Below are 22513 nucleotides of genomic sequence, written 5' to 3'. Positions count from 1 at the left end.
GTCCGAGGCCCGCCTCTTCGAGATCAGGATTGCCGCCACTCGGTACAGCTCTGTGTCGGTACAGCGGCCACGGTCGCCCGCGCGGGCCGGTATCAGGACGATGCCGGCCACCCGGTCCGCACCGGCCCGAGGGATCACGCGGACACCTTGCGGCGGGCATCGACCAGGTAATACGCGCACAGTTCGGTAAATCGCGGTTCGGTCTCGACCGGACAGTGTTTCGTTGGCGCAGTGTCGAATCACCCTCTGCCCGAGAAACATCGACTCCTGCACGCCTGCCGCACCCAGATATACACCGACCATCCGATGCTGCGGCTGGCCTATCAGCTGACCGCGCTGCACGAACGCCGGCTGTGCAGCGCGCGCGAGACGATCGCCGACCGGGAAGCGATCGACAGTATCGATACCGAACGGCGGCGGCTGGTCCGCGATATCGACGGCTGGGTCACTGTCCAACTGCCGCCGACCCCCGGCTCTGCCCGGCTGCACACCGAGACCCTCGGCGCGATCGTCGACCGGCTGGCGCAATACACCGCCGACGCCTACGCGGCCCTCGCGGACGCGTCGAACGACCTCGGCGACGCATGGGAGCGGCTGGCCGAACTCGCCGTCGGCTACGACGATCTGGCATCGGAAGTGGCGGCCGGCCGTCGTCGTCTACCAGGGCCACCCTGAACACTGCTGCCCCATCGCCGAGATGCGCGCTCGGTGCGGGTCTGGGCGCGGCGGCCGTAGGTACCGATCTCGGTGGGGTCGACCTAGAGTTGTTCGGCCAGCCGCGCCACCGCCACCGCGACCGGCGGGGCGGTCACCACGCGGTCGGGTACGAACCCCAGCCACGGCAGCGTGCACAGCATGATCGCGATCCCGAGTCGATCGGCAGGGCTCAGTGTGAAGTACCGGAGCACTCCACAGGGGCGAATCCGGCCGGTGAACGTGCACCCAGATCTGTGCGAGTGCGGCTGGCTTCAGGAACGTGTCGGGTTTGTCGGTGCACACCGACGGTCGTTCGGATCCTTGACGGCAGCCTGGGGTGTCGTTGGTTCGCAGCGGGTTGACTGGCGCTGAACGAGGCGACCCGACATGACCGCCCTAGGGCTCAGCGGGTGAGTGGTGACCGAATCACGCTGACAGTTGGAGTGCGAGAGGGATGGCGGCGAAGGCTCGGTGCAGGCGGTTGACGAGGTCGGATCGGCCACCGGCGCCGCTGGCGGCGACCCAACCGCGGCCGGCGTGGCTCCAAGCGGTGGTGGCCAGTTCGGCGAGGACACGGGGCCGCAGATCACCCTCCGGGAGCGCGAGTTCGGCGGTTAGCCGCGCGACGACCTGATTTTCCACACCCGAGCGGGTGTAGTCGATATGGCCGAGCACGCTGGGTGCGGTCAGGGCCAGTCGGCGGGTGGCGAGATAGCGCTCGTCCCAGTCCTCCGGGAGCGCGGCGGCGGCGTCGGTCAGGACGTCGCACAGTGCGGTGAGGACCGGCCCGGTGAGTTCGCGGTCGGCGAGGGCGTCGAGATAGCCCGTCCAGAGCTCGGTTTCGGCCTCGATGGCGACGGCCTCCTTGGTAGGGAAAGCGCGAAAGAAGGTGCTGCGCGAGACCTCTGCCGTGTCGACCAGTTCCTCGATGGTGGTGGCGGCGAAGCCTTTCTCCGCGAACAACCGCAGGGCGGTGTCGGCCAGAGCCCGGCGGGTGCGGAGCCGCTTGCGTTCACGCAGCGGCAGAGCGCGGTCGTCGATCGGCATATCGGAATCCTAACGCAAAGACGAACCTCCAGCACGAAAGAAATTTAGTCGCAATTGGGACTTGCGCATGCATGGAACTCAGTGTCATTATTGGTGACATCAACGAGCCCCCCCCCCCCGAACCGAGCACCACCCCGAACAAGGAGATCGCCATGAGCACCACCGCCCTCGCCACCCTGAACCCGGCGATCATCGGGCAGGCCGAGAAGCACCACACGGCCATCCTGACCCGCGCCCTGTCCGGCACCACGCTCAACGAGCAGCGCTGGATCACCCTGAACCAGGCCCTGGCCGCCGGCCCGGTCGAGCGCGGGGTCCACATCGCCAAGGTCGCGGGGATGACCCAGTGGGAACCCGCCACTGTCGCCGACGCCGTCACCGCTCTGATCGAGGACGGACTGCTCGCCGAATCAGCCGACGGCCAGGTGGAAATCACCGATACCGGTCGCGATACGGTCGCCCAGGTGCGCGGCGCGTCCGGCAAGATCCTGGGCCCCGCCTACGGCGCGGTTTCCGCTCAGGAACTGGCCATCGCGGCCCGGGTGCTGGTGACCATCACCGCGCGCATGGCCGAGGAACTGGCCCACGCCTGAACCCGATCGGTATCCGAAGCACCTGAACAGGAACGGGTTTCACAATGTTCACAAGAACTGCCACCTTCGGCGTCACGGTCTCGGTCGTTGGTGCGGCGCTACTGCTCGCCGGCTGCAACGAAGCGACCAGCGAGTCCGGGCCGCACTCGAACACCACTGTCGCGGTCGCGAGCACGACCGAATCGGCTCCGTCCGCCGCCGCCCCGGCCACCCTGAACCCGGCGATCATCGGGCAGGCCGAGAAGCACCACGCCGCGGTCCTGACCCGAGCACTCGCCGGCACCACCCTGGACGAGAAGCAGTGGATCGTGCTGAACCAGACCTTGGCAGCACCCGAACCGGTCGAGCGGGCCGCCCACATCACCCGGGTAGCCGGTCTCACCCGGTGGGATCCCGCCGATGTCGAGTCCAGCCTGCAGGCACTGCTCGATAGCGGCCTGCTGCACGTCATTTCGGACGGTTCGGTCGAGCCCACCGCCGCGGGCAAGACTCTCGCCGACAAGGTCCGCGCCGAATCCGGCGCGATCGTGACGGCCGCCTACGGCGCGGTCGCACCCGAGGACCTGGCGATCACGGCCCGCGTGCTGACCACAATCACGGCCCGAATGGCCGAGGAACTGGCCCACGGCTGAACCGAAACGGCTGGGTACATCGATGCTGGAACGTCTCGAATTGGAGGCCTTTCTCACCCTCGCCGAGGAATTGCACTTCGGCAGAACGGCGGCGCGTCTGTGCGTGAGCGCGCCGCGCATCAGCCAAACGATCCGAAAGCTGGAGCGCCGCATAGGCGCACCCCTGTTCGAACGCAACAGCCGCACCGTTCGACTCACACCGCTGGGCAAGCAACTGTGTGACGAATTGCGGCCTGCTTACGACCAGATCGCGGCCAGCGTGCTCGCCGCGAGTCGGGGCGATCATGTCAAACGTGCCATTACGGTGGGTTTTTCCACACCATGGTGCGGGAATCTGATCGCACGGGCAGCGCATTCCTACCAGACCCGCCATCCGGACATCACTGTCGGGATCGAGGAGATCCAGCTGACCGATCCGCTCGGCCGCATGCGTTCGGGCGCGGTGGATTTGCAGCTCACCGAGTTCCCGATCGCCGAACCCGATATCACCACCGGCCCCGTCCTCTTCTCCGAACCGCGAGCACTGCTGGTGTCTCGAGAGCATCGGTTCGCCGCACAGGAGTCGGTGTCACTGGAGGACCTGTCCGACACGCCACTGGTCACCATCGTCGGCGAACTCGTTCCGCGCTACTGGATGGACCACCACTTTCCACGGCGCACGCCAACCGGGCGACCGATACCACGGGGTCCCGCGGCGAACTTCTGGGCCGAGGTGCTGGTTCACGTCAATCAGGGCGTGGGCGTCAGTACAGTCGCGCTCGCGTCCGCAGCCTTTCATGCCTGGCCGCGGACGGTCTTCGTGCCTTTCCGCGACGCGCCCCCGATCGACTACGGCCTCATGTGGCCTGCTCTGGGATCGAACCCTCTGGTGCCGTCGTTCCTGGAGACGATCTGCGAGGCCGCGATATCGCAAGCCGCGGAATCGCAGTGACGCGCGAGCGCGCGACCGACATTGCACGACGTTTAGCGCTGTGTTGCCGAAATACCGCTTGTTGCAGGGGTTTGAGCTGGCGATGCTGAGTCAGCATCCAAACAAGATCGAAAGGCTGTCTATGCGCAAGATCATCGAATCCACCTTCGTCACGACCGACGGAGTGATCGGCGAACCACACCGGTGGGGCGCGCCGTACTGGGACGACGAGCACAGCGAATACGGGACCAACCTGCTGTTCGGCGCCGATGCGCTCCTACTCGGCCGCGACACCTACGAGGGATTCGCGCAGGTGTGGCCCACTCGGCCCGCCGATGACCCCTACGCGGCGCGAATCAACGCGATACCCAAATACGTCGCGTCCCGCACGCTCGCACAGCAGGATACGACCTGGAACGCCACTGTCCTGCAAGGAAATATCGTCGACGCGGTGCGCGCCCTCAAGGAACAAGACGGTCGTGACATCCTCAAGTTCGGCACCGGCTCGCTGTCACACACGTTGCTCGAGGCCAAACTGGTGGACGAGTACCACTTGTGGATCTTCCCGGCCATCGCAGGCTCCGGGGATCGGCTCTTCGACGGCTACCCCGACCTCACCCACCTGCAATTGCTCGGGACGACCACCTTCAAATCCGGCATCGTCGTACACCGCCTCGCTCCACTCTGACGTTCGCGCCGAGCGGAGACCAACGGTGATCACCCGAGGCCCGACACCTGAGCGGTAGTACTGTCGCCGGTCCGGCAGACACCGACCTGACACGGTGTCAGGTCGGTGTCCGCACCGTCACCTCATCTGGGGTTCGTGAACGAAAAGAGACCACAATGAGGGGGCTTTGTCCGGAATCGGTACCGATTTCGGTGAACTCATCGCGGTCCTGGCCCAGCAGCGACAGATCATCGCGGTCGAGCAGCAGGCACACGCGATCGGGTCAGCTGTGAGCGCTCGAGGCTGACGCCGAGCCCGACTGGAACTCCGCGATCGCTTCGGCGTTGGCGGCTACCCAGCCCAGCAAGCCACGCAGTTGCGCTGCCGCTTCCACGCCCATCGGGGTGAGGGTGTAGGTGACGCTCGGTGGGGAGGTGGGTTCGACGGTGCGTTCGGTGAGGCCGAATTCGGTGAAGGTGCGCAGGTTTTGCGACAGCATCTTCTCGCTGATGCCGCCGATGCGGTCGCGCAGGATGTGGAAACGCAAGGGGCCGTCGCAGAGAGCCGCCAGGATCAGGACTCCCCAGCGGCTGGTCAGCTTGTCGAGGACGGTGCGGGCGGGGCAGTCGCTGTCGAATACGTCACTGCGGGTCGGGGCGGCACCCTTGCCGGCCGGGAAACCTACCTCCATGGCATGAGCTTACCTCCAGGTAGGGCCTTACTCCACGTAAGCTTCCTGCGTACGTTCGGCGCATGACGCGAAAACAGCGAGTTCTGGTGATCGGGGCGACCGGGCACGTCGGTGGGCAGGTCGTTGCGCAGCTCGCGCCGACCGGGGTGGCGGTGCGGGCACTGGTCCGCAATCCGGCTGCGGCAGCGCTGCCTGCGGGAGTCGAGATCGCGCACGGTGATCTGCGGAGCCCGGATGCTGTGGCCGCGGCGCTGGACGGGGTGGACTCGGTGTACATGACGTGGCCGATGCTGTCCGCCGACGTCGCCGATTCGGTGGTGGAAGTGATCGCGGAGCGCGCGCGGCGCATCGTGCTGCTGTCGTCGGCCGCGGTGCGCGATGACCTCGTCGAGCAGGACAACCCGATCGGCCGGGCGCACGCGATCATCGAACGGCCCATCCGGGAATCCGGGCTGGACTGGACTTTCCTGCGGCCGTATGGCTTCGCGACGCTCACCCTCGAGTGGGCGCCGCAGATCCGCGCCGGCAATGTCGTGCGCGGGGCATACGGTGCGGCGGCGATGACTTTGCTGCACGAAGCGGATATCGCCGCTGTCGCGGTGCGTGCGCTGACCAACGACGGCCATGCCGGAGCGCGCTACGAGCTGAGTGGTTCCGCGCCGCTGAGCAGGGTCGAACAGGTCGCGGCTATCGGTGCGGCGCTGGGGCGTCCACTGAACTGGGAGGAGATCACACCCACGCAAGCCAAGTCGGAAATGGAGTGGATCGCACCGGAAATCGCGGACGTCATTCTCGGCGGGCTCGCTTCGATGGTCGACGCACCCGGGCAACCGACCTCGACGGTGCGGGACGTCACCGGATCGCCTGCGCGGACGTATGCGCAGTGGGCTCGCGACCATGTCGGCGACTTCCGCTGAGTACGAGGGCGATTCGCATGCCATCATCGTCGGATGACACTGAGAAAGGCCCATGGCGCGTAATCGCCGACTGACGCTCGCGGCGGAGCTCCGCGAGCAGTATGACGAATTCGATATCCTCGCTTCGACTATCGACCATCAGGGGTCGGTTGGTCGCACTGCTCGTGGATCCCCGGCGGCATACTTCGCCCGCACAGCATTCGCGGCTGAGTCGACTACGTCCTGCGGGCGGTGAGTAGCAGGTACTCCCATTCCATCCGGCCGTTCGTGTCGCGGAAACGGTCGGCGACGTCGTCCAGTGCCTGGTCGAGCGCGGCCACACGATCGGGATCGTTCGCGAGGCTCTGGTAGACCGCGATGGTCGGGCCGTAATGCGACTTGAAGTATTCACGGAATGTGGACCGGTCCGAGAAGTCGTCGACCCGGAGAGACTGCCGGATGGTCACGACATCGCGCACCCGATCGCCGAGGAGCCCGCGGACGTGGTCTTCGTTTCCCCACAGTGGCGGCGGTTGCGCGCCGGGAGGCGGGGGTGGGGCGTAGGGCTTCATGGTGGCGAACATCTGGCCGATGAAGCCTTCCGGAGTCCAGTTGGCCAGGGCGATGGTGCCGCCGTGTCGGCACACCCGGGTCAGCTCGTCGGCGGCGGCCTGGTGGTGCGGGGCGAACATGACCCCGACCGCGGACACCACGGTGTCGAACTCGCCGTCGGCGAACGGCAACGCCTCCGCATCGGCCTCTCGCCACTCGAGCTCGGCGCCGCTGCGTGCGGCGAGGCGTTGCCCGGCGGCGAGCAGGTCGGGAGTGAGGTCACTGGCGACGACCTGCGCACCGGCAAGCGCAGCCGGAATCGCCACGTTTCCCGATCCGGCGGCGACGTCGAGTACCCGGTCACCCGGTCCGACGCCGCCGGCCTGCACCAATGTCGGTCCCAGGTCGGAGATGATTTCGGTCGCGACCGCGGCGTAGTCGCCGAGGGCCCACATCTTGCGGTGCTTGGTCTTCAGCTCGCGGTCGGCGTCGGCAATGGTGTGCTGAGTCATGGCGTTCTCCCATCCGATGGTGGTTCCAGAATCTCGCTGACGCCTGCGTCGCTCCAGTGCCAGCTTTGAACCAGCAGTGGTTCTGGATCTGTACTCATCTGCCGAATGGGTGTGTAATCGGAGCTGAATCGAGGTCTCTGCGATGACGTCATACGGCCAGTTCTGCCCGGTCGCCAAAGCAATGGAGGTGCTCGACGAGCGGTGGACGATGCTCGTCGTCCGGGAACTGCTGGCCGGAAGCACCCACTTCAACGAGCTGCGCCGCGGCAATCCGAAGATGTCGCCCGCGCTGCTGTCGAAGCGGCTACGGACCCTCGAACGCGCCGGTGTCGTACAGCGGACGGTCGTGGCGGGCCGGACCACCTACACCCTCACCCAGTCGGGCAAGGAACTCGCCGGCGTGGTGGAGGCATTATCTGCGTGGGGCATCCGGTGGATCGGCCAGCTCGGGACACAGGACCTGGATCCGCACCTGCTGATGTGGGACATGCGCCGCACCATCCCGGTCGAACGATGGCCCCGCGACCGCACCGTCGTCGGCTTCCGCTTCGACGACATACCGTCCACAGCCTCGCGATGGTGGCTGATGGTCACCGGCAGCGACGTCGACGTCTGCGATTACGACCCCGGCTTCGACGTGACCGCAACGATCTCCACCAGCCTGCTCACTCTCGTCCGGCTCTGGCGCGGCGACAAGTCCTGGGCAGAGGCCATCAGATCCGGAACCGTCGAGATCAGCGCCCCTGATCAGGTACGCCGCCTCGTCCCCGAGTGGCTCGGCCAGGGAACCATGGCGGCAGTCCCCCGCCCCGCGTGACGGGCGTTATGGTCCGGGCTCTATCCGCCGTACGGTGCCAACCTCGCCGATCCCCTTGTCGAACGAGGCAACCGGCGAGCCCGGGTCGGACTCCGCCAGCGCCACCAGGTAAGCATCAGCGAAGGAGAGCCGGTGGTGTTCGTAGACGTCGACGGCTCGGATCAGCAAAGCCGGGTCGTCGGTCGCGATATTGCGCGAACCGATGAGTGCGCGGGACAGCGCAGCCACCTGAGGCCTCGCCACCCGATAGACGCTCTGCAGCACGTACACCGTCTCCGCCAGAATCAGATCCGGCAAGAAGAGGGACTCCGATTCGGCCAGGAAAGCCGTCGCGCGCCGGCTCATTTCCGGCGGGTCCTGGGTGAAGTGGCGGATCAGGATATTCGTGTCGAGGTAGACGGTCACGGCTCCCGGTCCTGCCACTGCCGCACCCACGCAGCATCCCGGATCTCCTCCCATGAGCGCCCCTGTACCTGGGGCGGGACCGGCACGCTACCGGCTAGGTCCAGCAGATCCGGTGTTTTGGCCAGCACGACGACTTCCCCCTCCACTCGAAAATGCAGGTTGTCGCCGGTCTGCAGGTCCAGCGCGTCGCGCACCGCCTTCGGGACCGTGATCTGTCCCTTCGACGTCAACCGCGCCAACGCGTCCATGGCTACTCCTTACTACAGCGACACGGTAAGGATACCTCCGTCTACCCGCGGCTACCACGACATGCGCATGTGGTACCGCTGGTGGGCGACGCTGCGCCCGCATCAAGCGGGCCCAACCACCGGGCCATTGCGCCGGAGGGAATGGATGGTGCGGTCAAGAAAGACAGTCGGGGCCGAAGAGGGCTTTGAGTTCGCCGAACAATGCGGGTGAGCGGCTGACGCGGAGGGTGGGGGCTATCGCCAGGCGGATGGGGGCTTTGCGGGACAGGTAGAGGAGGTGGATTTCGGTGTCGCCGGGGTTGGCGGTGAGGGTTTCGCGGAGGGCGCGGATTTTTGCAGGGGTGCAGGAGTGGGCGGTCAGGGTGAGGGTGATGGGGGTAGCGGAGCCAATGAGAGCGGGGGTGGTGGCGGTGGCGCCGATCAGGGAGAGGCGGGCGTCGCGGTAGTCGACGCGGGCGGTGATCAGGACTATGGCGTCTTCGGTGAGGGTGGTGGCGGCTTCGGCGTAGGCGGCGGGGAAGAAGAGGATGTCGACGCCTGCGTCTAGGTCTTCGAGGCGGACGATGGCCCAAGGGTCGCCCTTCTTGCCGACGCGGCGTTCGACTGTGGCGACTATGCCGCCGAGGGTTACTGTGCGGCCCTGTGGGATTCGGCCCTGAATTACGGTGCCGAGCGGCGTATCGGCCAGCACCGCGAGGGCAGGGGCCACCTCGTCGAGCGGGTGGCCGGAAACATAGAGGCCGAGCATTTCGCGTTCGAACGCCAGTAGCTGGGCCTTGTCCCATTCCTGGTCGGGTACGGGGATGTCGAACGCCGATTCGGGTTCGGACGCGGTGTCGGAGAACAGGTCGAACTGGCCGATCGCGGCGGCCTTCTTCACGCCTAGCACGGCGTCGACCGCCTCTTCGTGCACCAGAAACAACCCCTTGCGCGGGCAACTCAGCGAGTCGAAAGCGCCCGCCTTGACCAGGGATTCGATCACCTTCTTGCCACAAGCGGCGGTGTCGGCACGGTGCAGATAGTCGGAGAAGCCGGTGTACTCACCGGCCGCGCGGGCGCGCACGATCGACTCGACGACGTGGTCACCGATATTGCGGACCGCGCCGAGACCGAAACGAATATCGGCGCCCACACAGGTGAAGGTGGTCACCGACTCGTTCACGTCGGGCGGCAGCACGCGGATACCGCGTTTTCGGCAATCGGCCAGGTAGATCGCGGACTTGTCCTTGTCGTCACGCACCGAGGTCAGCAGTGCCGCCATGAATTCGGTGGGATAGTTCGCTTTCAGGTAGGCGGTCCAGTACATGACCAGGCTGTAGCCGGCGGCATGGGATTTGTTGTAGGCGTACCCGGCGAATGGCAGCACCGCTTCCCACAGAGCGGTGACAGACGCGTCGCTGTAACCGTTGTCGCGCATCCCCTTGCGGAAATTCTCGAACTCCATCGCCAGCACCTCGGGCTTCTTCTTTCCCATCGCGCGGCGCAGCAGATCCGCCTGGCCGAGGGAGTAGCCCGCGACCTGCTGGGCGATCTGCATGATCTGCTCCTGGTAGACGATGAGCGCATACGTTTCGGAGAGGACCTCGCGCAGCGGCTCGTCGAGCTCTGGATGGATCGGCGTCACCGACTCGCGGCCGTTCTTGCGGTCGGCGTAGGACCAATGCGCGCCCACACCCATCGGACCCGGGCGATACAGGGCATTGGAGGCGACGAGATCATTGAATTCGGTGGGCGCCATGCGCAGCAGCAGTTCCCGCATGCCCGCCGAATCCATCTGGAAGACACCGAGATTGTCGCCACGAGCGAGCATCGCGTAGGTCGGCTCGTCATCGAGGGTCAAGGTGTCCAGGTCGATCTCGATACCGCGGTTGAGGCGGATATTGTCCAGACAATCGCCGATGACGGTGAGCGTGCGCAAGCCCAGAAAATCCATCTTCAACAGGCCGATCGCCTCACACGACGGGTAATCCCAGCCGGTGATGATCGCGCCGTCCTGCGGCCGCTTCCACAGCGGAACCACCTCGAGCAGCGGCTGCGAGGACAGGATCACCGCGCACGCGTGCACACCCGCACCGCGCACCATGCCCTCGATACCGGCGGCGGTGTCATAGATCTTGCGAACATTCGGGTCGGACTCGATCAGCGCACGCACCTCGGCTGCCTCGCCGTAACGTTCATGGCCGGGATCCATGATTCCCGAGACCGGAATGTCTTTGGCGGCGATCGCGGGCGGCAGCGCCTTGGTGATGCGATCGGCGAGCGCGAAACCCGGCTGGCCGAAATGGATTCGGGCCGCATCCTTGAAAGCAGCCTTGGTTTTGATGGTGCCGAAGGTGATGACCTGCGCGACGCGGTCCGCGCCCCAGCGTTCGGTGGCGTAGCGGATCATCTCGCCGCGACGGCGATCATCGAAATCGATATCGATATCGGGGGCCGAGGGGCGCTCCGGGTTGAGGAAGCGTTCGAACAGCAGGCCGTGCTCGATCGGATCGATATTGGTGATGGCCAGGGCGTAGGCGACCAGCGAACCGGCTGCCGAACCGCGGCCAGGTCCGACGCGGATACCGACCTTCCTCGCGTGGGTGATCAGATCGCCGACAACCAAGAAGTAGGCGGGAAAACCCTTGTCGCGGATGATGTCCAGTTCGAACTCCGCGCGGGTCAGGTAATGTTCGGGAACCCCGGAGGGGAACCGCCAGCGCAGGCCCGCATCGACCTCATGGCGCAGCCAGCTGTCCTCGGTGTGGCCGTCGGGGACCGGGAACACGGGCATGCGGTCGGCGACATGCCACACCTCGTCGTAGGGCTCGATGCGGTCGGCGATCAGGAGGGTGGTGTCGCAGGCGCCGGGGACCTCGTCGTCCCAGAGTTCGCGCATCTCGGCGGCGGATTTCAGGTAGTAGCCGTCGCCGTCGAAACGGAAGCGGGTCGGGTCGGACAGGGTTTTACCCGTCTGCACGCACAGCATGGCCTCATGGGCGCCTGCCTGGGATTTCACAACGTAATGGCAGTCGTTGGTGGCGACCGGGATGAGGCCGGCTTTCGTACCGACGTCGAGGAGCTCGCGGCGAACGCGGCGCTCGATGGGCAGTCCGTGATCCATCAGTTCGAGGAAGAAATTGTCCGGGCCGAAGATGTCACGCCAGCGGCCCGCCGCGTCGCAGGCCTGCTCGAACTGGCCGAGGCGCAGGCGGGTCTGCACCTCACCGGACGGACAACCAGTGGTGGCGATGATGCCGTCGGCGTATTCGGCGATGAGCTCGGCGTCCATCCGCGGCCATTTACCGAGCCTGCCCTCGAACGACGCCAGCGACGACAAGGCGAAGAGGTTGCGCAGGCCGGTGGCATTGCGGGCGAACATCGTCATGTGCAGGTAGGCGCCGGAACCGGAGACGTCGTCGGAGCGCTGACCCGGCTCGCCCCAGAACACGCGGGTGCTCGAATGGCGGGACTCAGGGGCCACGTAGGCCTCGATGCCGATGATCGGCTTGATACCCGCTTTCTGTGCGCGGTGGAAGAATTCGGCGGCGCCGAACATGTTGCCGTGGTCGGTCATACCCACGGCCGGCATGCCGAGGCGTTCGGCTTCGGCGAAGAGCAGTCCGGTCTGCGCCATACCGTCGAGCATCGAGAACTCGGTGTGGTTGTGCAGGTGCACGAAGGAGTTCGGCATCGTCGTCCTCGGGTTGAAGCGTGGTCGCGAGCCCTTGGTTCGGTTGTCGTTGATTTCTAGACGGGCCCGTTGGAAGACCATCTGACCAGTGAATAGAGTGTCCGTCGAACAACAGAAACGGGCTTGTCAACAACTTTTGGTTGTCATCGGAGGTCAACCATGGAACTGGATCTGGCGGCGTTGCGGGCGTTCGTCGCCGTGGTGGACGAGGGGCAGTTCGGTCATGCGGCGGCCGTGCTCGGGATCAGTCAGCAGGCGGTGTCCAAGCGGATCGCGAAGCTCGAGGCGCAGCTCGAGGTGGTATTGCTGGATCGCGGGGCGAGTGCGACGACGCCCACCGGCGCGGGCATGCGGCTGTTGCCGCATGCGCGGACCGCGCTCACCGCCGTCGACGAAGCGCAGCGCGCGGTCCGCGATACCCCGCGTCCGCTGCGGGTCGCGATTCTCGGTGATGCGCTGGCGCCCGGGGCGCTCATGCGGTTCTATCTGCGGAGCAATCCGGAATCCGAGGCCGAGATCGTCTTCTCGAACCCGATCAACACCGCGCGCGACGCTCTGCTCAGCGGACGCGTCGACGCCACCTTCGCCCGCGCGCACGGCGGTCCGGCGCCGCTACCGCCCGAAATCCGCGCCACGCCCGCCTATCTGGAACCGCTGTATCTACTTGTGCACAAAGACCATCCACTGGGCGGACGCAGTTCGGTGCGCCTCGCCGAGATCACGCCGCATCCGGTGTGGGTGCCCGGTGCGGCGATTCCGTCCGAGTGGGCCGACTTCTACCGGCGGCTGGCCGAGTTCAGCGGGATCACCATCGACACCAGTGGTCCACTCGTCGGCCTGCCCAAGATCGCCGACCGCATCGCCGCCTCCCCTGCCCTGGCCACCTTCGACGGGGAAAGCTCGCACATCCCGTGGAACCCGAACCTACGGCGCGTCAACATCATCGATCCGACCCCGGCCTATCCCCATGCACTCCTCTGGGCCGCCGGAAACCCCCACCCGGAACTCCCCCACCTCATCGACCACATCAAGTCCAACTACACCCCCACCCCCACCTGGGCTCCGCAACCCGACCACCGCCTCTTTGCCCCCTGAACCTGCCGACGAGGGAGATATGAGACTGACGACACGCCGAGCTCGCCAGTCTCATGTCTCCCTCGTCGGGCTGCGGCGCGCTACGGACCGGGTGTGGGCGGCACGGTCGGGTCAGGTGGCGGGCTGGGATTGGGGGTCGGCTTCGGCGCCGTTGCCAGGGCGGCGGGCAATGCTGTGGATGAGCAGGCCGAACAGGAGGATTACCAGGATCGGAGCGGCTACGGGGGCCCAGGCCTGGTGGAACGGGAGCAGGGCGGCGGCGCCCGCGATGACGGTGAAGACTACGGCGCCGGTGACCGAGGGGATGGTGGTGGGGACTACGCCAACGGGGGCGGTGACGGTGGCGGTGTTGAGCAGGTAGGCGGTGGCTACCAGACCTGTTGCGGCGGCGGCGAGTACACCGGAGTCGGCCCAGGCGAGGACGCCGACGGCGAGCAGGACGGCGGCGACGGCGGCGGGGCGGAACCACCAGCCCGCGGCGACCAGAGCAACAGCGGGCAGGCCTGCCCACGGCGTCATCAAGGTGATCGAGCCGATGAGCAGGACACCGGAAAGGACAGCGAGGAAACGGATCATCGGCGCACCCGGACGGTTCGGCGGTGTTGGGGAAGCAGGCGCATGATCTGGTCCAGACGGGTGTCTTCCGGCCAGGACACGATGTCGACGCCGACGGTGCCCATATCGCGGTACATGGTGGCGCGCTCGAGCTGCCACATCCTGGCCAGCGTCGGGTCGAGGCCCTCGGCGAACGGGGTGCCGCGCAGGACGTCGACCACGACCACGACATGTCCGCGTTTGCGCAGGTCGATGAGGGCGAGAGCGAACTGGGTGTCGAGCAGGGTGGAGAACGCGATGACGATCGCGCCCAGCGGAACCGCGCCATGCGGGGCGAGGGTGCCGGTGGTCGGAATGTGCTCGTCGCCGACATCGAGGACGGTATCGACGATGCGGTAGAACTGCCGTCGGCCGATATCGGGGCGCAGCCAGCGCGGGTCCTGGCCGAGGCAGACGATGGCGGTGCGGTCACCCGCCTGCAACGTCGACTGCACCACCTGCGCCGCGCCGCGCACCGACAGCTCCAGCGAATCGGTCGCCGGGCCCGGCGCTTGCAGCGAAGTATCGACCAGCACGACGACGTCGGCGGCCCGGTTGGTGAATCGTTCGGTGACATAGAGCCGGCCGCGACGCGCACTGACGGCCCAGTTCACGATCCGCAGCTGATCGCCCGGCGCGTAGGCGCGGATGTCGGCGTACTCCACACCGGGGCCGTGTTTGCGGGTCAGGTGGACGCCGAGGCGTTCGGGAAGTTCGGTGCGCGGCAACCGCATTCGCTGTGGATCGGTGATCGGATAGACGAACAGCTGCCCTGCGGGCTTGCGCACCGTGGCAACCGCCAGCCCGGCCGGGCTCAACGCCGACACCCGCACCCCCACCGGATAGCGGCCCCAGCGTTTCGCCGACAACGCCAACCGCAACCCGGCCGGCGCCGCACCGGAGTCGCTGGCCTCCTCGACGACCATCTCCAGGCCGGTGGTCGGCTCCGGGGTGCACCGCAGCAGCGCGTGGCCTTCCTCGACGAATGCGGCGACGGTCAGCACCACTTCCTCGGTTTCGAAGCAGCGCTGCGTCGGGCCGCCGTCGATCTGGATACGGGTGCGCGACTGCTGCCACGGCGCGGTCGCGAGCACCCCGAGCAGCGGCGCCGCGAACACCACAAGCTGCCAGCTGTTCACCGCGATCGACAGCACCAACGCGATCGCGGCGCACGCGGCCAGCATGTAGACCAATGGTGCGGGGCGCCACTGTAATTCGGCCTCGAGCGCGGTGCTCGAGTCGCGATGCCTCATGGCGTGGCGGCGCGCGGGACGGGCAGGCGACGCAGCAACTCCGAGATCACGTCCTCACCCCTGATCCGGCGCACCCACATCTCCGGACGCAGGGTGATCCGGTGCGCCATGGCCGGGATTGCCAGTGCCTTCACGTCTTCCGGGATGACGTAGTCGCGCCCGAGCAGCAGAGCCCGCGCCCGCGACATCTGCACCAGATCCAGCTCCGCACGGGGACTCGCACCCACCTCCACCTGCGGATGTCCACGAGTGGCCGACGCGAGTGCCACGACATAACCCACCACGTCCGGGTGCACGGTGACGAACTCGACCGAATGGCGCATCTCCATCAGGCCGTTCGCGTCCACCACCTGACCGACCTGCGGCACGGTCGCCCCGCGTTCGAGCCTGCGCCGGATCATCTGGGTTTCGTCGCGCTCGGACAGATAGCCCAGCCGCAGCTGGATCGCGAACCGGTCCAGCTGCGCCTCCGGCAGCGGATAGGTGCCCTCGTATTCGATGGGGTTGTCGGTGGCGAGCACCACGAACGGCTGTGGCAGCGGGAAGGTTTCACCGTCGATACTGACCTGGCCCTCGGCCATCGCCTCGAGCAGCGCGGCCTGCGTCTTGGGCGGGGTCCGGTTGATCTCGTCGGCAAGCAGCATATTGGTGAATACCGGGCCACGACGGAAGGTGAACCGTCCGGTGGACATGTCGTAGATGGTCGACCCGAGCAGATCCGCGGGCAGCAGATCCGGTGTGAACTGCACCCTGGCGAAATCCAGGCCAAGCGCGGAGGCGAACGATCTGGCGATGAGCGTCTTGCCGAGCCCGGGCAGGTCCTCGATCAGCACGTGCCCACCCGAGAGCACCGCGATCAAGATGAGCTGCATCTCGTCTCGTTTGCCGACCACGACACGGGACAACTCCCGTAACACGGCCTCACTGCGTTGGACGGTCACGTCCAAAGGCATCGTCATTTGTCCACCCGCACTTGCTCAACCCGTTTCACATTTTCTGCAGGCGGCGCAGGATCTCATCCAGCGCCTCCCGTCCCGGTGCGCGACCGACCTGGTCACGCAGTTCCGAGTTCGCCGGATCCACCCAACGCCACAGTTCGGGACCGAACTGGTGGATTCCGGCGGCCTCGATCGCCCTGCGATTCTTGGCGACCCGCACTCCGGCCGACAATTCGAACTCCTTGGCCAACAGGGGACGTAGGTAGCGGTCCCAGTCCGCGCGGGAGCCGTCCGCGCGTTCGGCGAGCATCTGCGCCCTGGCATGCCAGCGGTGCAGCATTTCGGCGGGACCGTTCTCGATGTCATCGACCAGGTCGACCTCGCGCGGACCCGAACGCCCCAGCAGCGACCACACCAACCAGGCCAACGCGACGGCCACCGGGACGCCGGCCGCGGCGAGCATCGCCTCCCGGGCACGGCCGAGGGTGACCAGTTCGATCACGATGACCACCAGCACCGCGGTAATGACCATGCCGAGCCGCGTCATGAGCGCACCACCTCCCCCTGGAGATCAGCGAGCACGATGCGCAGCAACTGTTCGGCACGCATGCGCTGCCATTCGAGCATCGAATGCGGGCTGAACCTGGCCTCCTCGAACAACGCGACCAGCTCCCGCGCCGACGCGTCGTGCAGTGCGCCGTGCTCGAACGCGCGGGCCAGCACCTCCATCGGGGTATCGGAGGCCAGTGGCGCGGCGGAGCGGGCCGCGGACAGACCGCGTTCCATCGCGACGTAGCAGGCGATGATCGCGGTGCGTGGATCCTGACCTGGCGCGCTCATCGCGGCCAGGCCCATTTCCGCGGCGCGGGCCAGCGAATCGGCGGCCGTCTCCACGGCGGGCGGTAGCGGTTCGGCCTCTGGTTCGGGCTTGTGGCGGGTTGTTATCGCGACCACCACCAGTCCGGCGATGGCCACCACAACGAGGACGACGGCGGCGACGATGGCCAGGACGAGGGCGGTGCCTGCGAGTTCGGCGGGTTCGGTCGCGGTGGACGGGTCCGCGGGTGGGGTCTGGCCCGTGGTCGTCGGGGTGGCGGTGCCGGTCGGGGGTGCGACGGAGGTCTCGGCATCGGGTCGCAGGCCGACGAAGAAGATCGCCGAAGTGATCGCGAACAGCAGCGCCACCGCCGCGATCATGGCGAGCACGATCAGCCCGGCCCGGCCCAGGCGCCAGGGTTGGCGGTCGGTGTCATGGTCGGGTTCGGGCATGGCCAGCGGCAGCCGGTGCTGACTGGCGATGACACCGGCGAGCAGGATGACGATCGAGACCGTCAGCAGGACCGGCATGAGCGCCACGGCGAGCGCGGACGGCGCCGAAGGACCGTCATCGGATTCGGTGAGGCCCGGCAGATAGCCGCGCAACGCTATGACGGCGCAGACGAGCAGCGTGATCACTACGATCACGCGCGATATCGGCGCTCGCGACCGGACCACTGCGTTACCCCGTACTTGTGTACTGCCCAAAACAGCCACATAGTTACATGCCGAACGGTCCGCTCGGGAGCGAATCGATTACTTCGGAGTATGTCCGTTTTAAGTGCCCCATCCCAGGTCGGAGCGGGGGCGCCGGTCATTGGCTCAGCTAACTGACAGCGACCGCCTCAGTTTGTGACAACTCACCAAGACGGCTCGCCGCCCTTGCGATATCCGGCACGGCGCGCACTCCGTCGACGAGATCGGCCACCGGGGCGTCCGCGTAGACGGTGAGGGGCCGATCGGCGTCGTAGAGGACGTCGACCAGGTTCACCAAACGCATCGCCCAGTCGGGCGGGACCTCGCGCAGGAGCGGGACCCCGTAGAGGGTCCAGGTGTGGAAGCGCTCGGCCAGCCGGACGTAGTCGGCCGCGGAGGTCGGGGTGGCGCAGATGTCGGTGAAATTGATGGTGATGGTGGTGCCGTCGACGGCTCGCGCCCAGAGGGTCCGGTTGCCCACTGGTACCTCGACGCGTCCGCGGGGACCAACTGAACCGTCGAATGTCCCGGAGCCGCCGCCACGCGGTTCGTCCACCCCTCCAGCCGCACGTTCCGCCTGCGCGCGGACCCCGGGGCGCAGCCCAGCCGCCCAGCCGGCCCGACTTCCCGCCTGCGTTCCGATCCAGGGACTCGCCGGGACCGCGACGGCGGCCGGCGTCGCCTCGTGCGGTCGTGCGGCGGTCCCGATCGGTTCGGCGTCGTATTCCGATGGCATCGCGCCGACGATGTAGCTGCCGGCCCGGAAGCCGGCGGCAGCATGCGTGGCGACGGTGCGGTAATCGAGTGGCCCATCGAGAGAGAGCACGTCGAGTTCGGCGACGATGCGGTCGATAGTCGGAACGAAATGGTCGTGGAACAGCGGGTTCGGGAGCAGTTCGGCGGGTGCGTAGTTCGAGGTGACCACCAGCGTGAGTCGGCGGGCGAACAGGGCGTCGAGCATGCGGGTGATCAGCGTGGCGTCCCCGATGTCGTGGACATGGAATTCGTCGAAGCACACCAGGCGGGCATTGCCGAGCAGGGTGTCGATGGCGGTATCGATGGAGCCGCTGGCATGCACCTCGGCATGCAGGGCCGCGAAGAAGGTGTGGAAGTGGAAGCGGCGCTTGCGGTTCGAATCTACGGCGGCGAAGAAGCGGTCCATCACCATGGTCTTGCCGCGGCCGGGGCGGCCGTGCAGGTAGACCCCGCGATGGTGTTTGCGTGGGCGGTGGCGGCGGTCGAGCAATTCGTCCAATGCGGCGGCAGCGCGTTGTTGATCGGCGTCCAAACGGATCGTTTCCATGACACCTCCTCTACAGGTGTAGAGTAAAGGTGGATCGCGAGGATGTCGCGGTTATCTCGGCCACAATGCCGCACACAGGGCGCCATACAGCGGCCAGCAGGCGAGCCCGTGACGACCCGGGAGAAGGCAACGAATGAGCACACCGGACCGACGCACTTCGATCGTCGACGCGGCAATCGAACTGGTTGCCGCGCAGGGAATTCGCGCCCTGACCCATCGCGCCATCGACACCGCGCTGGCACTGCCCGCAGGCTCCACGTCGTACTACTTCCGCACCAAGCGCGCACTGCTGGAAGCCATGGTCGACCACATCACCGACCGCACACGCGCCGATTTCCTGGCAGCATTCGGTGACTCGACGCCGTCGGCCGACCGCCCCCGAGAAGAAGTGCTGAACGATCTCGCCGAAGGCGTCGGCGCTTGGCTGGACCGCATGCTGGCCCACCGCCGCGCCCACCTGGTGGTCCGCTACGCCCTCACCATCGAGCTGAGCGCCGACCCCGAACTGCACCCCCGCCTCGTCGGCAGCCTCTTCTCCCACCCCCGCGCCCGCGAACTGTTCGAGCACCTGGGCGCAGACGACCCCGACACCACCGCCGCCGACTTCATCGCCGTTATCGAAGGCGCTACGTTCGACCGCTTCGCCGGGGCGCGTACTCATCTCGCGGCGGGGACTCCCGAAAGCACCGCCCAGCTCACCGGATTACTCGCGGCCTACCTCCGCGGAGCCTTCGCCAACTCGGCCGGATAGCGCAAAACCCGGCTCACCAACCGTCCGGATGGCTGCCGGGTTCACTTCGAGGAAGCTATTGCCTCCCGCGTGCACGACTGTACGCGCCGACGAGTGGTACATGGCTGCGGCAAACGTCGAGAGGACGCCGCAGCCAGGTACCACTCGTGAGATCAGTTGGCGCTGAGGACGAGGCCCGACGTCGGGACGCCGGTGCCTGCGGTGACGAGGATGTTGGTGAGGTCGTCTACCTGGTTGACCGACGTGCCGCGGATTTGGCGGACGGCTTCGGCGATGCCGTTCATGCCGTGGATGTAGGCCTCACCGAGCTGGCCGCCGTGGGTGTTGAGGGGTAGGCGGCCGCCTAGTTCGATGGCGCCGTCGGCGATGAAGTCCTTGGCTTCGCCGCGGGGGCAGAAACCGAGCTCTTCCAGCTGCATCAGGACGAACGGGGTGAAGTGGTCGTAGAGGATGGCGGCCTGCATGTCCTCGGGGCGCAGACCGCTCTGCGACCACAGCTGGTCGCCGACCAGGCCCATTTCCGGGAGGCCGGTCATGGCGTCGCGGTAGTAGCTGGTCATGACGTATTGGTCGGCGCCGCTGCCCTGCGCGGCGGCGGTGATGACGGCCGCGCGGTTGGGCAGATCCTTGGCCCGCTCCACACTGGTCACCACGATGGCGACGCCACCGTCGGACTCCTGGCAGCAGTCCAGCAGATGCAGCGGTTCGGCGATCCAGCGCGAATTCTGGTGATCTTCGAGGGTGATCGGCTTGCCGTAGAAGAAGGCATCCGGATTCACCGCGGCATGCTTACGGTCGGCGACGGCGACACGGCCGAAATCGGCGCTGGTGGCGCCGTATACGTGCATGTAGCGGCGCGCGACCATGGCGACCTGCGCGGCAGGCGTGCCGAGACCCTGCGGGTACGACCAGCCGGCGTCTACACCCGATGAGGTGGGCGCACTAGCCAATGCGGTGGAGAACTGCCCGAACCGCGACTCCGACCGCTCGTTGAACGCCCGGTACGCCACCACCACATCGGCGACGCCGGTCGCCACGGCCATGGCCGCCTGCTGCACCGTCGCACACGCCGCGCCACCGCCGTACCGGATGTCGCTGAAGAACTTCAGCTGCGGAATACCCACCGCCCGCGCGACCGCGGCCTGGGTGTTGGTGTCCATGGTGAAGGTGGTCAGGCCATCGACATCCGCCGGTGTGAGCCCGGCGTCAGCGAGTGCCGCGTTGACCGCCTCGGCGGCCAGCCGCAATTCACTGCGGCCGGAGTTCTTGGAGAAGTCGGTGGCGCCGATACCCGCGATCGCCGCCCGGCCCGACAGGGCCGACTGTGCACTCATCTAGGCACCTGCTTCCGAAGGCCGAATGGCGATAACGGTGGTGGCGACGATGTGGTCACCGAGGCTGTCGCGCCCGGTGACAGCGATGTGGATGTCGTCGCCCTCGATGGCGGTCACCTTGCCGGTGAGGGTGAGGGTGTCGCCCGCGTAGAGCGGCACACCCAGGCGCAGCGCGATCTTCTTCACGATCGTGCGTGGGCCCGACCAATCGGTGACGAAGCGTTGCACCAGACCGGTATCGGTGAGGATATTGACGAAGATGTCCTTGGAACCGCGCTCGACCGCCTTGTCGCGGTCGTGGTGCACGTCCTGGAAATCCCTGGTGGCAAGTGCACTGCTGATGACGAAGGTGGGATCGGCGTGGATCACCAGCTCCGGCAGTTCGGTACCGACCGCGATGGTGGCCGGTTCGATGGTGGCAGTCATGCGATCACCGTCCAGAACGGCAGCGCCGTCTCGTCGTCGAGCTTCTCGAAGCCGACCTGCACCGGCAGCCCGACCTCGACCTTGCCGGGATCCACACCCCGAAGTTCACCGAGCATGCGCACGCCTTCCTCCAATTCGACCAGCGCCACCACGAACGGCAGCTGACGGCCGGGCACCTTCGGCGCGTGGTGCACGACGTAGCTGAACACCGTGCCGCGCCCCGACGCGACCAGGTAATCGGTCGGTTCGGATTTGTCCTGCCAGATCGCCGGGACCGGCGGATGCCGCAGCGTGCCGTCGGGCATCCGCTGGATCCGCAGCTCCCCGGCCGAGGTTCCGGCCCAGAAGAATTCGGTATCCCGCGAGACCAGCGGCCGCACTCGATTCGAGGTATCCGGCTCCGGCTCCTTGGCGGGAGTGCCGGTGCCGGGCGCGAACTTCAGCATGCGGAACAGCATTTCGGTGACCAGCTCGTCACCCACGTACCAGCGCGTCTCGAAGGTGATGAACCAGCCCTCGCCGAGCCCGGTGCGCTTGGGTCCGGTGATATCGGCGAGCCTGCTGGTGACGGTGACCCGCTCCCCCGGCACCAGGTACCGGTGGTAGGTCTGCTCGCAGTTGGTGCCGACGATCGAGGTGAAGCCTGCCTCGTCGAGCAGCTCGATGGTGGCGTTCATCGGATCGTCGGCGGCACGTGTGCCGTGCAGACCGGGCATGGTCCACACCTGCGCCATCGCGGGCGGGGCGACGATGCCCGCGAAACCCGCGGCGCGGGCGGCGTCTTCGTCGACGTAGACCGGGTTGGTGTCGCCGATCGCCTCCAGCCAGTTGTTGATCATCGGCTGGTTCACCGGGTCGCGGCCCGCGCGGTGCGAGGACTCGCCCGTCGCGATGATCCGCTCGCCGGCCGCGGTGATCTGTTCCGGAGTGAGTGTTTCCGGCACGCGCTGCTCCTTTGTTCTCGTTGG

At 66.9% G+C, this 22513-nt stretch carries 24 protein-coding genes; 9 read left to right on the top strand and 15 right to left on the bottom strand.

Features of this window, described 5'->3' with window-relative positions; genetic code table 11:
- Positions 1 to 231: 231 nt before the first annotated feature.
- Positions 232 to 675 carry a DUF4254 domain-containing protein gene (locus ACFXNW_RS03965; RefSeq protein WP_379415680.1) on the top strand — a complete coding sequence of 148 codons (444 nt, stop codon included), beginning with the start codon at positions 232 to 234 and terminating at the stop codon, positions 673 to 675.
- Positions 676 to 1122: 447 nt separating this feature from the next.
- Here ACFXNW_RS03965 and ACFXNW_RS03960 read toward each other — a convergent pair whose 3' ends face one another.
- Entirely contained in the window at positions 1123 to 1743 is a 621-nt protein-coding gene (locus ACFXNW_RS03960; protein WP_379415678.1) for a TetR/AcrR family transcriptional regulator, read from the bottom strand.
- A gap of 152 nt (positions 1744 to 1895) precedes the next feature.
- On the opposite strand from ACFXNW_RS03960, the gene ACFXNW_RS03955 reads away from it, so the two are divergent.
- The 4 genes from ACFXNW_RS03955 to ACFXNW_RS03940 all read left to right on the top strand — a co-directional run bounded on the left by ACFXNW_RS03955 (position 1896) and on the right by ACFXNW_RS03940 (position 4566).
- Positions 1896 to 2336: a hypothetical protein gene (locus tag ACFXNW_RS03955; RefSeq protein WP_379415677.1), complete on the top strand. Its 441-nt coding sequence runs from the start codon at positions 1896 to 1898 to the stop codon at positions 2334 to 2336.
- Between the two features lie 44 nt (positions 2337 to 2380).
- Positions 2381 to 2968 (top strand): hypothetical protein, encoded by a 588-nt coding sequence (locus tag ACFXNW_RS03950; protein ID WP_379415675.1) that lies wholly within the window; start codon positions 2381 to 2383, stop codon positions 2966 to 2968.
- 22 nt (positions 2969 to 2990) lie between these two features.
- Entirely contained in the window at positions 2991 to 3899 is a 909-nt protein-coding gene (locus ACFXNW_RS03945) for a LysR family transcriptional regulator (RefSeq protein WP_379415674.1), read from the top strand.
- 121 nt (positions 3900 to 4020) lie between these two features.
- Positions 4021 to 4566 (top strand): dihydrofolate reductase family protein, encoded by a 546-nt coding sequence (locus tag ACFXNW_RS03940; protein WP_379415672.1) that lies wholly within the window; start codon positions 4021 to 4023, stop codon positions 4564 to 4566.
- Between the two features lie 262 nt (positions 4567 to 4828).
- On the opposite strand, the gene ACFXNW_RS03935 is transcribed toward ACFXNW_RS03940, so the two are convergent.
- On the bottom strand, positions 4829 to 5236 hold the full coding sequence (locus ACFXNW_RS03935) for a winged helix-turn-helix transcriptional regulator (protein WP_379415670.1): 408 nt from the start codon (positions 5234 to 5236) through the stop codon (positions 4829 to 4831).
- A gap of 62 nt (positions 5237 to 5298) precedes the next feature.
- On the opposite strand from ACFXNW_RS03935, the gene ACFXNW_RS03930 reads away from it, so the two are divergent.
- The gene (locus tag ACFXNW_RS03930; RefSeq protein WP_379415669.1) at positions 5299 to 6153 is read left to right on the top strand and encodes an SDR family oxidoreductase; all 855 of its coding nucleotides are present in this window, start codon (positions 5299 to 5301) and stop codon (positions 6151 to 6153) included.
- Between the two features lie 215 nt (positions 6154 to 6368).
- Here ACFXNW_RS03930 and ACFXNW_RS03925 read toward each other — a convergent pair whose 3' ends face one another.
- On the bottom strand, positions 6369 to 7196 hold the full coding sequence (locus ACFXNW_RS03925; RefSeq protein WP_379415668.1) for a class I SAM-dependent methyltransferase: 828 nt from the start codon (positions 7194 to 7196) through the stop codon (positions 6369 to 6371).
- A gap of 142 nt (positions 7197 to 7338) precedes the next feature.
- On the opposite strand from ACFXNW_RS03925, the gene ACFXNW_RS03920 reads away from it, so the two are divergent.
- Positions 7339 to 8013, top strand: a complete 675-nt coding sequence (locus tag ACFXNW_RS03920) for a winged helix-turn-helix transcriptional regulator (RefSeq protein WP_379415666.1) — start codon at positions 7339 to 7341, stop codon at positions 8011 to 8013.
- 6 nt (positions 8014 to 8019) lie between these two features.
- Here ACFXNW_RS03920 and ACFXNW_RS03915 read toward each other — a convergent pair whose 3' ends face one another.
- The 3 genes from ACFXNW_RS03915 to dnaE form a co-directional block, all read right to left on the bottom strand.
- On the bottom strand, positions 8020 to 8418 hold the full coding sequence (locus ACFXNW_RS03915) for a PIN domain-containing protein (RefSeq protein ID WP_379415665.1): 399 nt from the start codon (positions 8416 to 8418) through the stop codon (positions 8020 to 8022).
- Entirely contained in the window at positions 8415 to 8666 is a 252-nt protein-coding gene (locus ACFXNW_RS03910; RefSeq protein WP_379415664.1) for an AbrB/MazE/SpoVT family DNA-binding domain-containing protein, read from the bottom strand. Before ACFXNW_RS03910 ends, ACFXNW_RS03915 begins: the two co-directional genes overlap by 4 nt.
- 154 nt (positions 8667 to 8820) lie before the next feature.
- Positions 8821 to 12339, bottom strand: coding sequence for a DNA polymerase III subunit alpha (gene dnaE / locus ACFXNW_RS03905; protein ID WP_379415662.1), 3519 nt, complete (start codon positions 12337 to 12339; stop codon positions 8821 to 8823).
- Positions 12340 to 12498: 159 nt separating this feature from the next.
- Here dnaE and ACFXNW_RS03900 point away from each other — a divergent pair, with 159 nt between their 5' ends.
- Positions 12499 to 13434, top strand: a complete 936-nt coding sequence (locus tag ACFXNW_RS03900; RefSeq protein ID WP_379415661.1) for a LysR family transcriptional regulator — start codon at positions 12499 to 12501, stop codon at positions 13432 to 13434.
- Positions 13435 to 13545: 111 nt separating this feature from the next.
- Here the strand turns inward: ACFXNW_RS03900 and ACFXNW_RS03895 are convergent, their stop codons facing one another.
- From ACFXNW_RS03895 to zapE, 6 genes are all read right to left on the bottom strand, one after another.
- A complete protein-coding gene (locus ACFXNW_RS03895; RefSeq protein ID WP_379415659.1) occupies positions 13546 to 14010 on the bottom strand; it encodes a hypothetical protein in 465 nt (154 codons plus the stop codon).
- Positions 14007 to 15281, bottom strand: coding sequence for a DUF58 domain-containing protein (locus ACFXNW_RS03890; RefSeq protein WP_379415657.1), 1275 nt, complete (start codon positions 15279 to 15281; stop codon positions 14007 to 14009). Before ACFXNW_RS03890 ends, ACFXNW_RS03895 begins: the two co-directional genes overlap by 4 nt.
- Entirely contained in the window at positions 15278 to 16240 is a 963-nt protein-coding gene (locus ACFXNW_RS03885; protein ID WP_379415656.1) for an AAA family ATPase, read from the bottom strand. Before ACFXNW_RS03885 ends, ACFXNW_RS03890 begins: the two co-directional genes overlap by 4 nt.
- Positions 16241 to 16268: 28 nt before the next feature.
- Positions 16269 to 16766, bottom strand: coding sequence for a hypothetical protein (locus tag ACFXNW_RS03880; RefSeq protein WP_379415654.1), 498 nt, complete (start codon positions 16764 to 16766; stop codon positions 16269 to 16271).
- Complete coding sequence (locus ACFXNW_RS03875) at positions 16763 to 17683, bottom strand: DUF4129 domain-containing protein (protein WP_379415653.1); 921 nt, start codon at positions 17681 to 17683, stop codon at positions 16763 to 16765. Before ACFXNW_RS03875 ends, ACFXNW_RS03880 begins: the two co-directional genes overlap by 4 nt.
- 178 nt (positions 17684 to 17861) lie before the next feature.
- Positions 17862 to 19034, bottom strand: coding sequence for a cell division protein ZapE (zapE, locus tag ACFXNW_RS03870; protein WP_379415651.1), 1173 nt, complete (start codon positions 19032 to 19034; stop codon positions 17862 to 17864).
- 133 nt (positions 19035 to 19167) lie between these two features.
- Here zapE and ACFXNW_RS03865 point away from each other — a divergent pair, with 133 nt between their 5' ends.
- Positions 19168 to 19785 carry a TetR/AcrR family transcriptional regulator gene (locus ACFXNW_RS03865; protein ID WP_379415650.1) on the top strand — a complete coding sequence of 206 codons (618 nt, stop codon included), beginning with the start codon at positions 19168 to 19170 and terminating at the stop codon, positions 19783 to 19785.
- 152 nt (positions 19786 to 19937) lie between these two features.
- On the opposite strand, the gene ACFXNW_RS03860 is transcribed toward ACFXNW_RS03865, so the two are convergent.
- From ACFXNW_RS03860 to ACFXNW_RS03850, 3 genes are read right to left on the bottom strand one after another with little or no spacing between them, the layout of a single operon-like run.
- The gene (locus tag ACFXNW_RS03860) at positions 19938 to 21119 is read right to left on the bottom strand and encodes a lipid-transfer protein (protein ID WP_379415649.1); all 1182 of its coding nucleotides are present in this window, start codon (positions 21117 to 21119) and stop codon (positions 19938 to 19940) included.
- Complete coding sequence (locus tag ACFXNW_RS03855; RefSeq protein WP_379415647.1) at positions 21120 to 21545, bottom strand: MaoC family dehydratase; 426 nt, start codon at positions 21543 to 21545, stop codon at positions 21120 to 21122.
- Positions 21542 to 22489, bottom strand: a complete 948-nt coding sequence (locus tag ACFXNW_RS03850) for a bifunctional MaoC family dehydratase N-terminal/OB-fold nucleic acid binding domain-containing protein (RefSeq protein WP_379415645.1) — start codon at positions 22487 to 22489, stop codon at positions 21542 to 21544. The genes ACFXNW_RS03855 and ACFXNW_RS03850 overlap by 4 nt, the downstream gene beginning before the upstream one ends.
- Positions 22490 to 22513 lie beyond the last annotated feature (24 nt).

It is taken from the genome of Nocardia sp. NPDC059180, assembly GCF_042754945.1.
Lineage (GTDB): Bacteria > Actinomycetota > Actinomycetes > Mycobacteriales > Mycobacteriaceae > Nocardia.
This window is presented reverse-complemented; position numbering and strand designations above follow the sequence as displayed.

Coding starts and splice junctions, on each gene's coding strand:
- ACFXNW_RS03930 (WP_379415669.1), top strand. CDS start 5,299: ATGACGCGAAAACAGCGAGTTCTGGTGATCGGGGCGACCGGGCACGTC.
- zapE (WP_379415651.1), bottom strand. CDS start 19,034: ATGGAAACGATCCGTTTGGACGCCGATCAACAACGCGCTGCCGCCGCA.
- ACFXNW_RS03955 (WP_379415677.1), top strand. CDS start 1,896: ATGAGCACCACCGCCCTCGCCACCCTGAACCCGGCGATCATCGGGCAG.
- ACFXNW_RS03860 (WP_379415649.1), bottom strand. CDS start 21,119: ATGAGTGCACAGTCGGCCCTGTCGGGCCGGGCGGCGATCGCGGGTATC.
- ACFXNW_RS03925 (WP_379415668.1), bottom strand. CDS start 7,196: ATGACTCAGCACACCATTGCCGACGCCGACCGCGAGCTGAAGACCAAG.
- ACFXNW_RS03865 (WP_379415650.1), top strand. CDS start 19,168: ATGAGCACACCGGACCGACGCACTTCGATCGTCGACGCGGCAATCGAA.
- ACFXNW_RS03960 (WP_379415678.1), bottom strand. CDS start 1,743: ATGCCGATCGACGACCGCGCTCTGCCGCTGCGTGAACGCAAGCGGCTC.
- ACFXNW_RS03920 (WP_379415666.1), top strand. CDS start 7,339: ATGACGTCATACGGCCAGTTCTGCCCGGTCGCCAAAGCAATGGAGGTG.
- ACFXNW_RS03935 (WP_379415670.1), bottom strand. CDS start 5,236: ATGGAGGTAGGTTTCCCGGCCGGCAAGGGTGCCGCCCCGACCCGCAGT.
- ACFXNW_RS03945 (WP_379415674.1), top strand. CDS start 2,991: ATGCTGGAACGTCTCGAATTGGAGGCCTTTCTCACCCTCGCCGAGGAA.
- ACFXNW_RS03890 (WP_379415657.1), bottom strand. CDS start 15,281: ATGAGGCATCGCGACTCGAGCACCGCGCTCGAGGCCGAATTACAGTGG.
- ACFXNW_RS03950 (WP_379415675.1), top strand. CDS start 2,381: ATGTTCACAAGAACTGCCACCTTCGGCGTCACGGTCTCGGTCGTTGGT.
- ACFXNW_RS03855 (WP_379415647.1), bottom strand. CDS start 21,545: ATGACTGCCACCATCGAACCGGCCACCATCGCGGTCGGTACCGAACTG.
- ACFXNW_RS03940 (WP_379415672.1), top strand. CDS start 4,021: ATGCGCAAGATCATCGAATCCACCTTCGTCACGACCGACGGAGTGATC.
- ACFXNW_RS03880 (WP_379415654.1), bottom strand. CDS start 16,766: ATGACGCGGCTCGGCATGGTCATTACCGCGGTGCTGGTGGTCATCGTG.
- dnaE (WP_379415662.1), bottom strand. CDS start 12,339: ATGCCGAACTCCTTCGTGCACCTGCACAACCACACCGAGTTCTCGATG.
- ACFXNW_RS03895 (WP_379415659.1), bottom strand. CDS start 14,010: ATGATCCGTTTCCTCGCTGTCCTTTCCGGTGTCCTGCTCATCGGCTCG.
- ACFXNW_RS03910 (WP_379415664.1), bottom strand. CDS start 8,666: ATGGACGCGTTGGCGCGGTTGACGTCGAAGGGACAGATCACGGTCCCG.
- ACFXNW_RS03885 (WP_379415656.1), bottom strand. CDS start 16,240: ATGACGATGCCTTTGGACGTGACCGTCCAACGCAGTGAGGCCGTGTTA.
- ACFXNW_RS03900 (WP_379415661.1), top strand. CDS start 12,499: ATGGAACTGGATCTGGCGGCGTTGCGGGCGTTCGTCGCCGTGGTGGAC.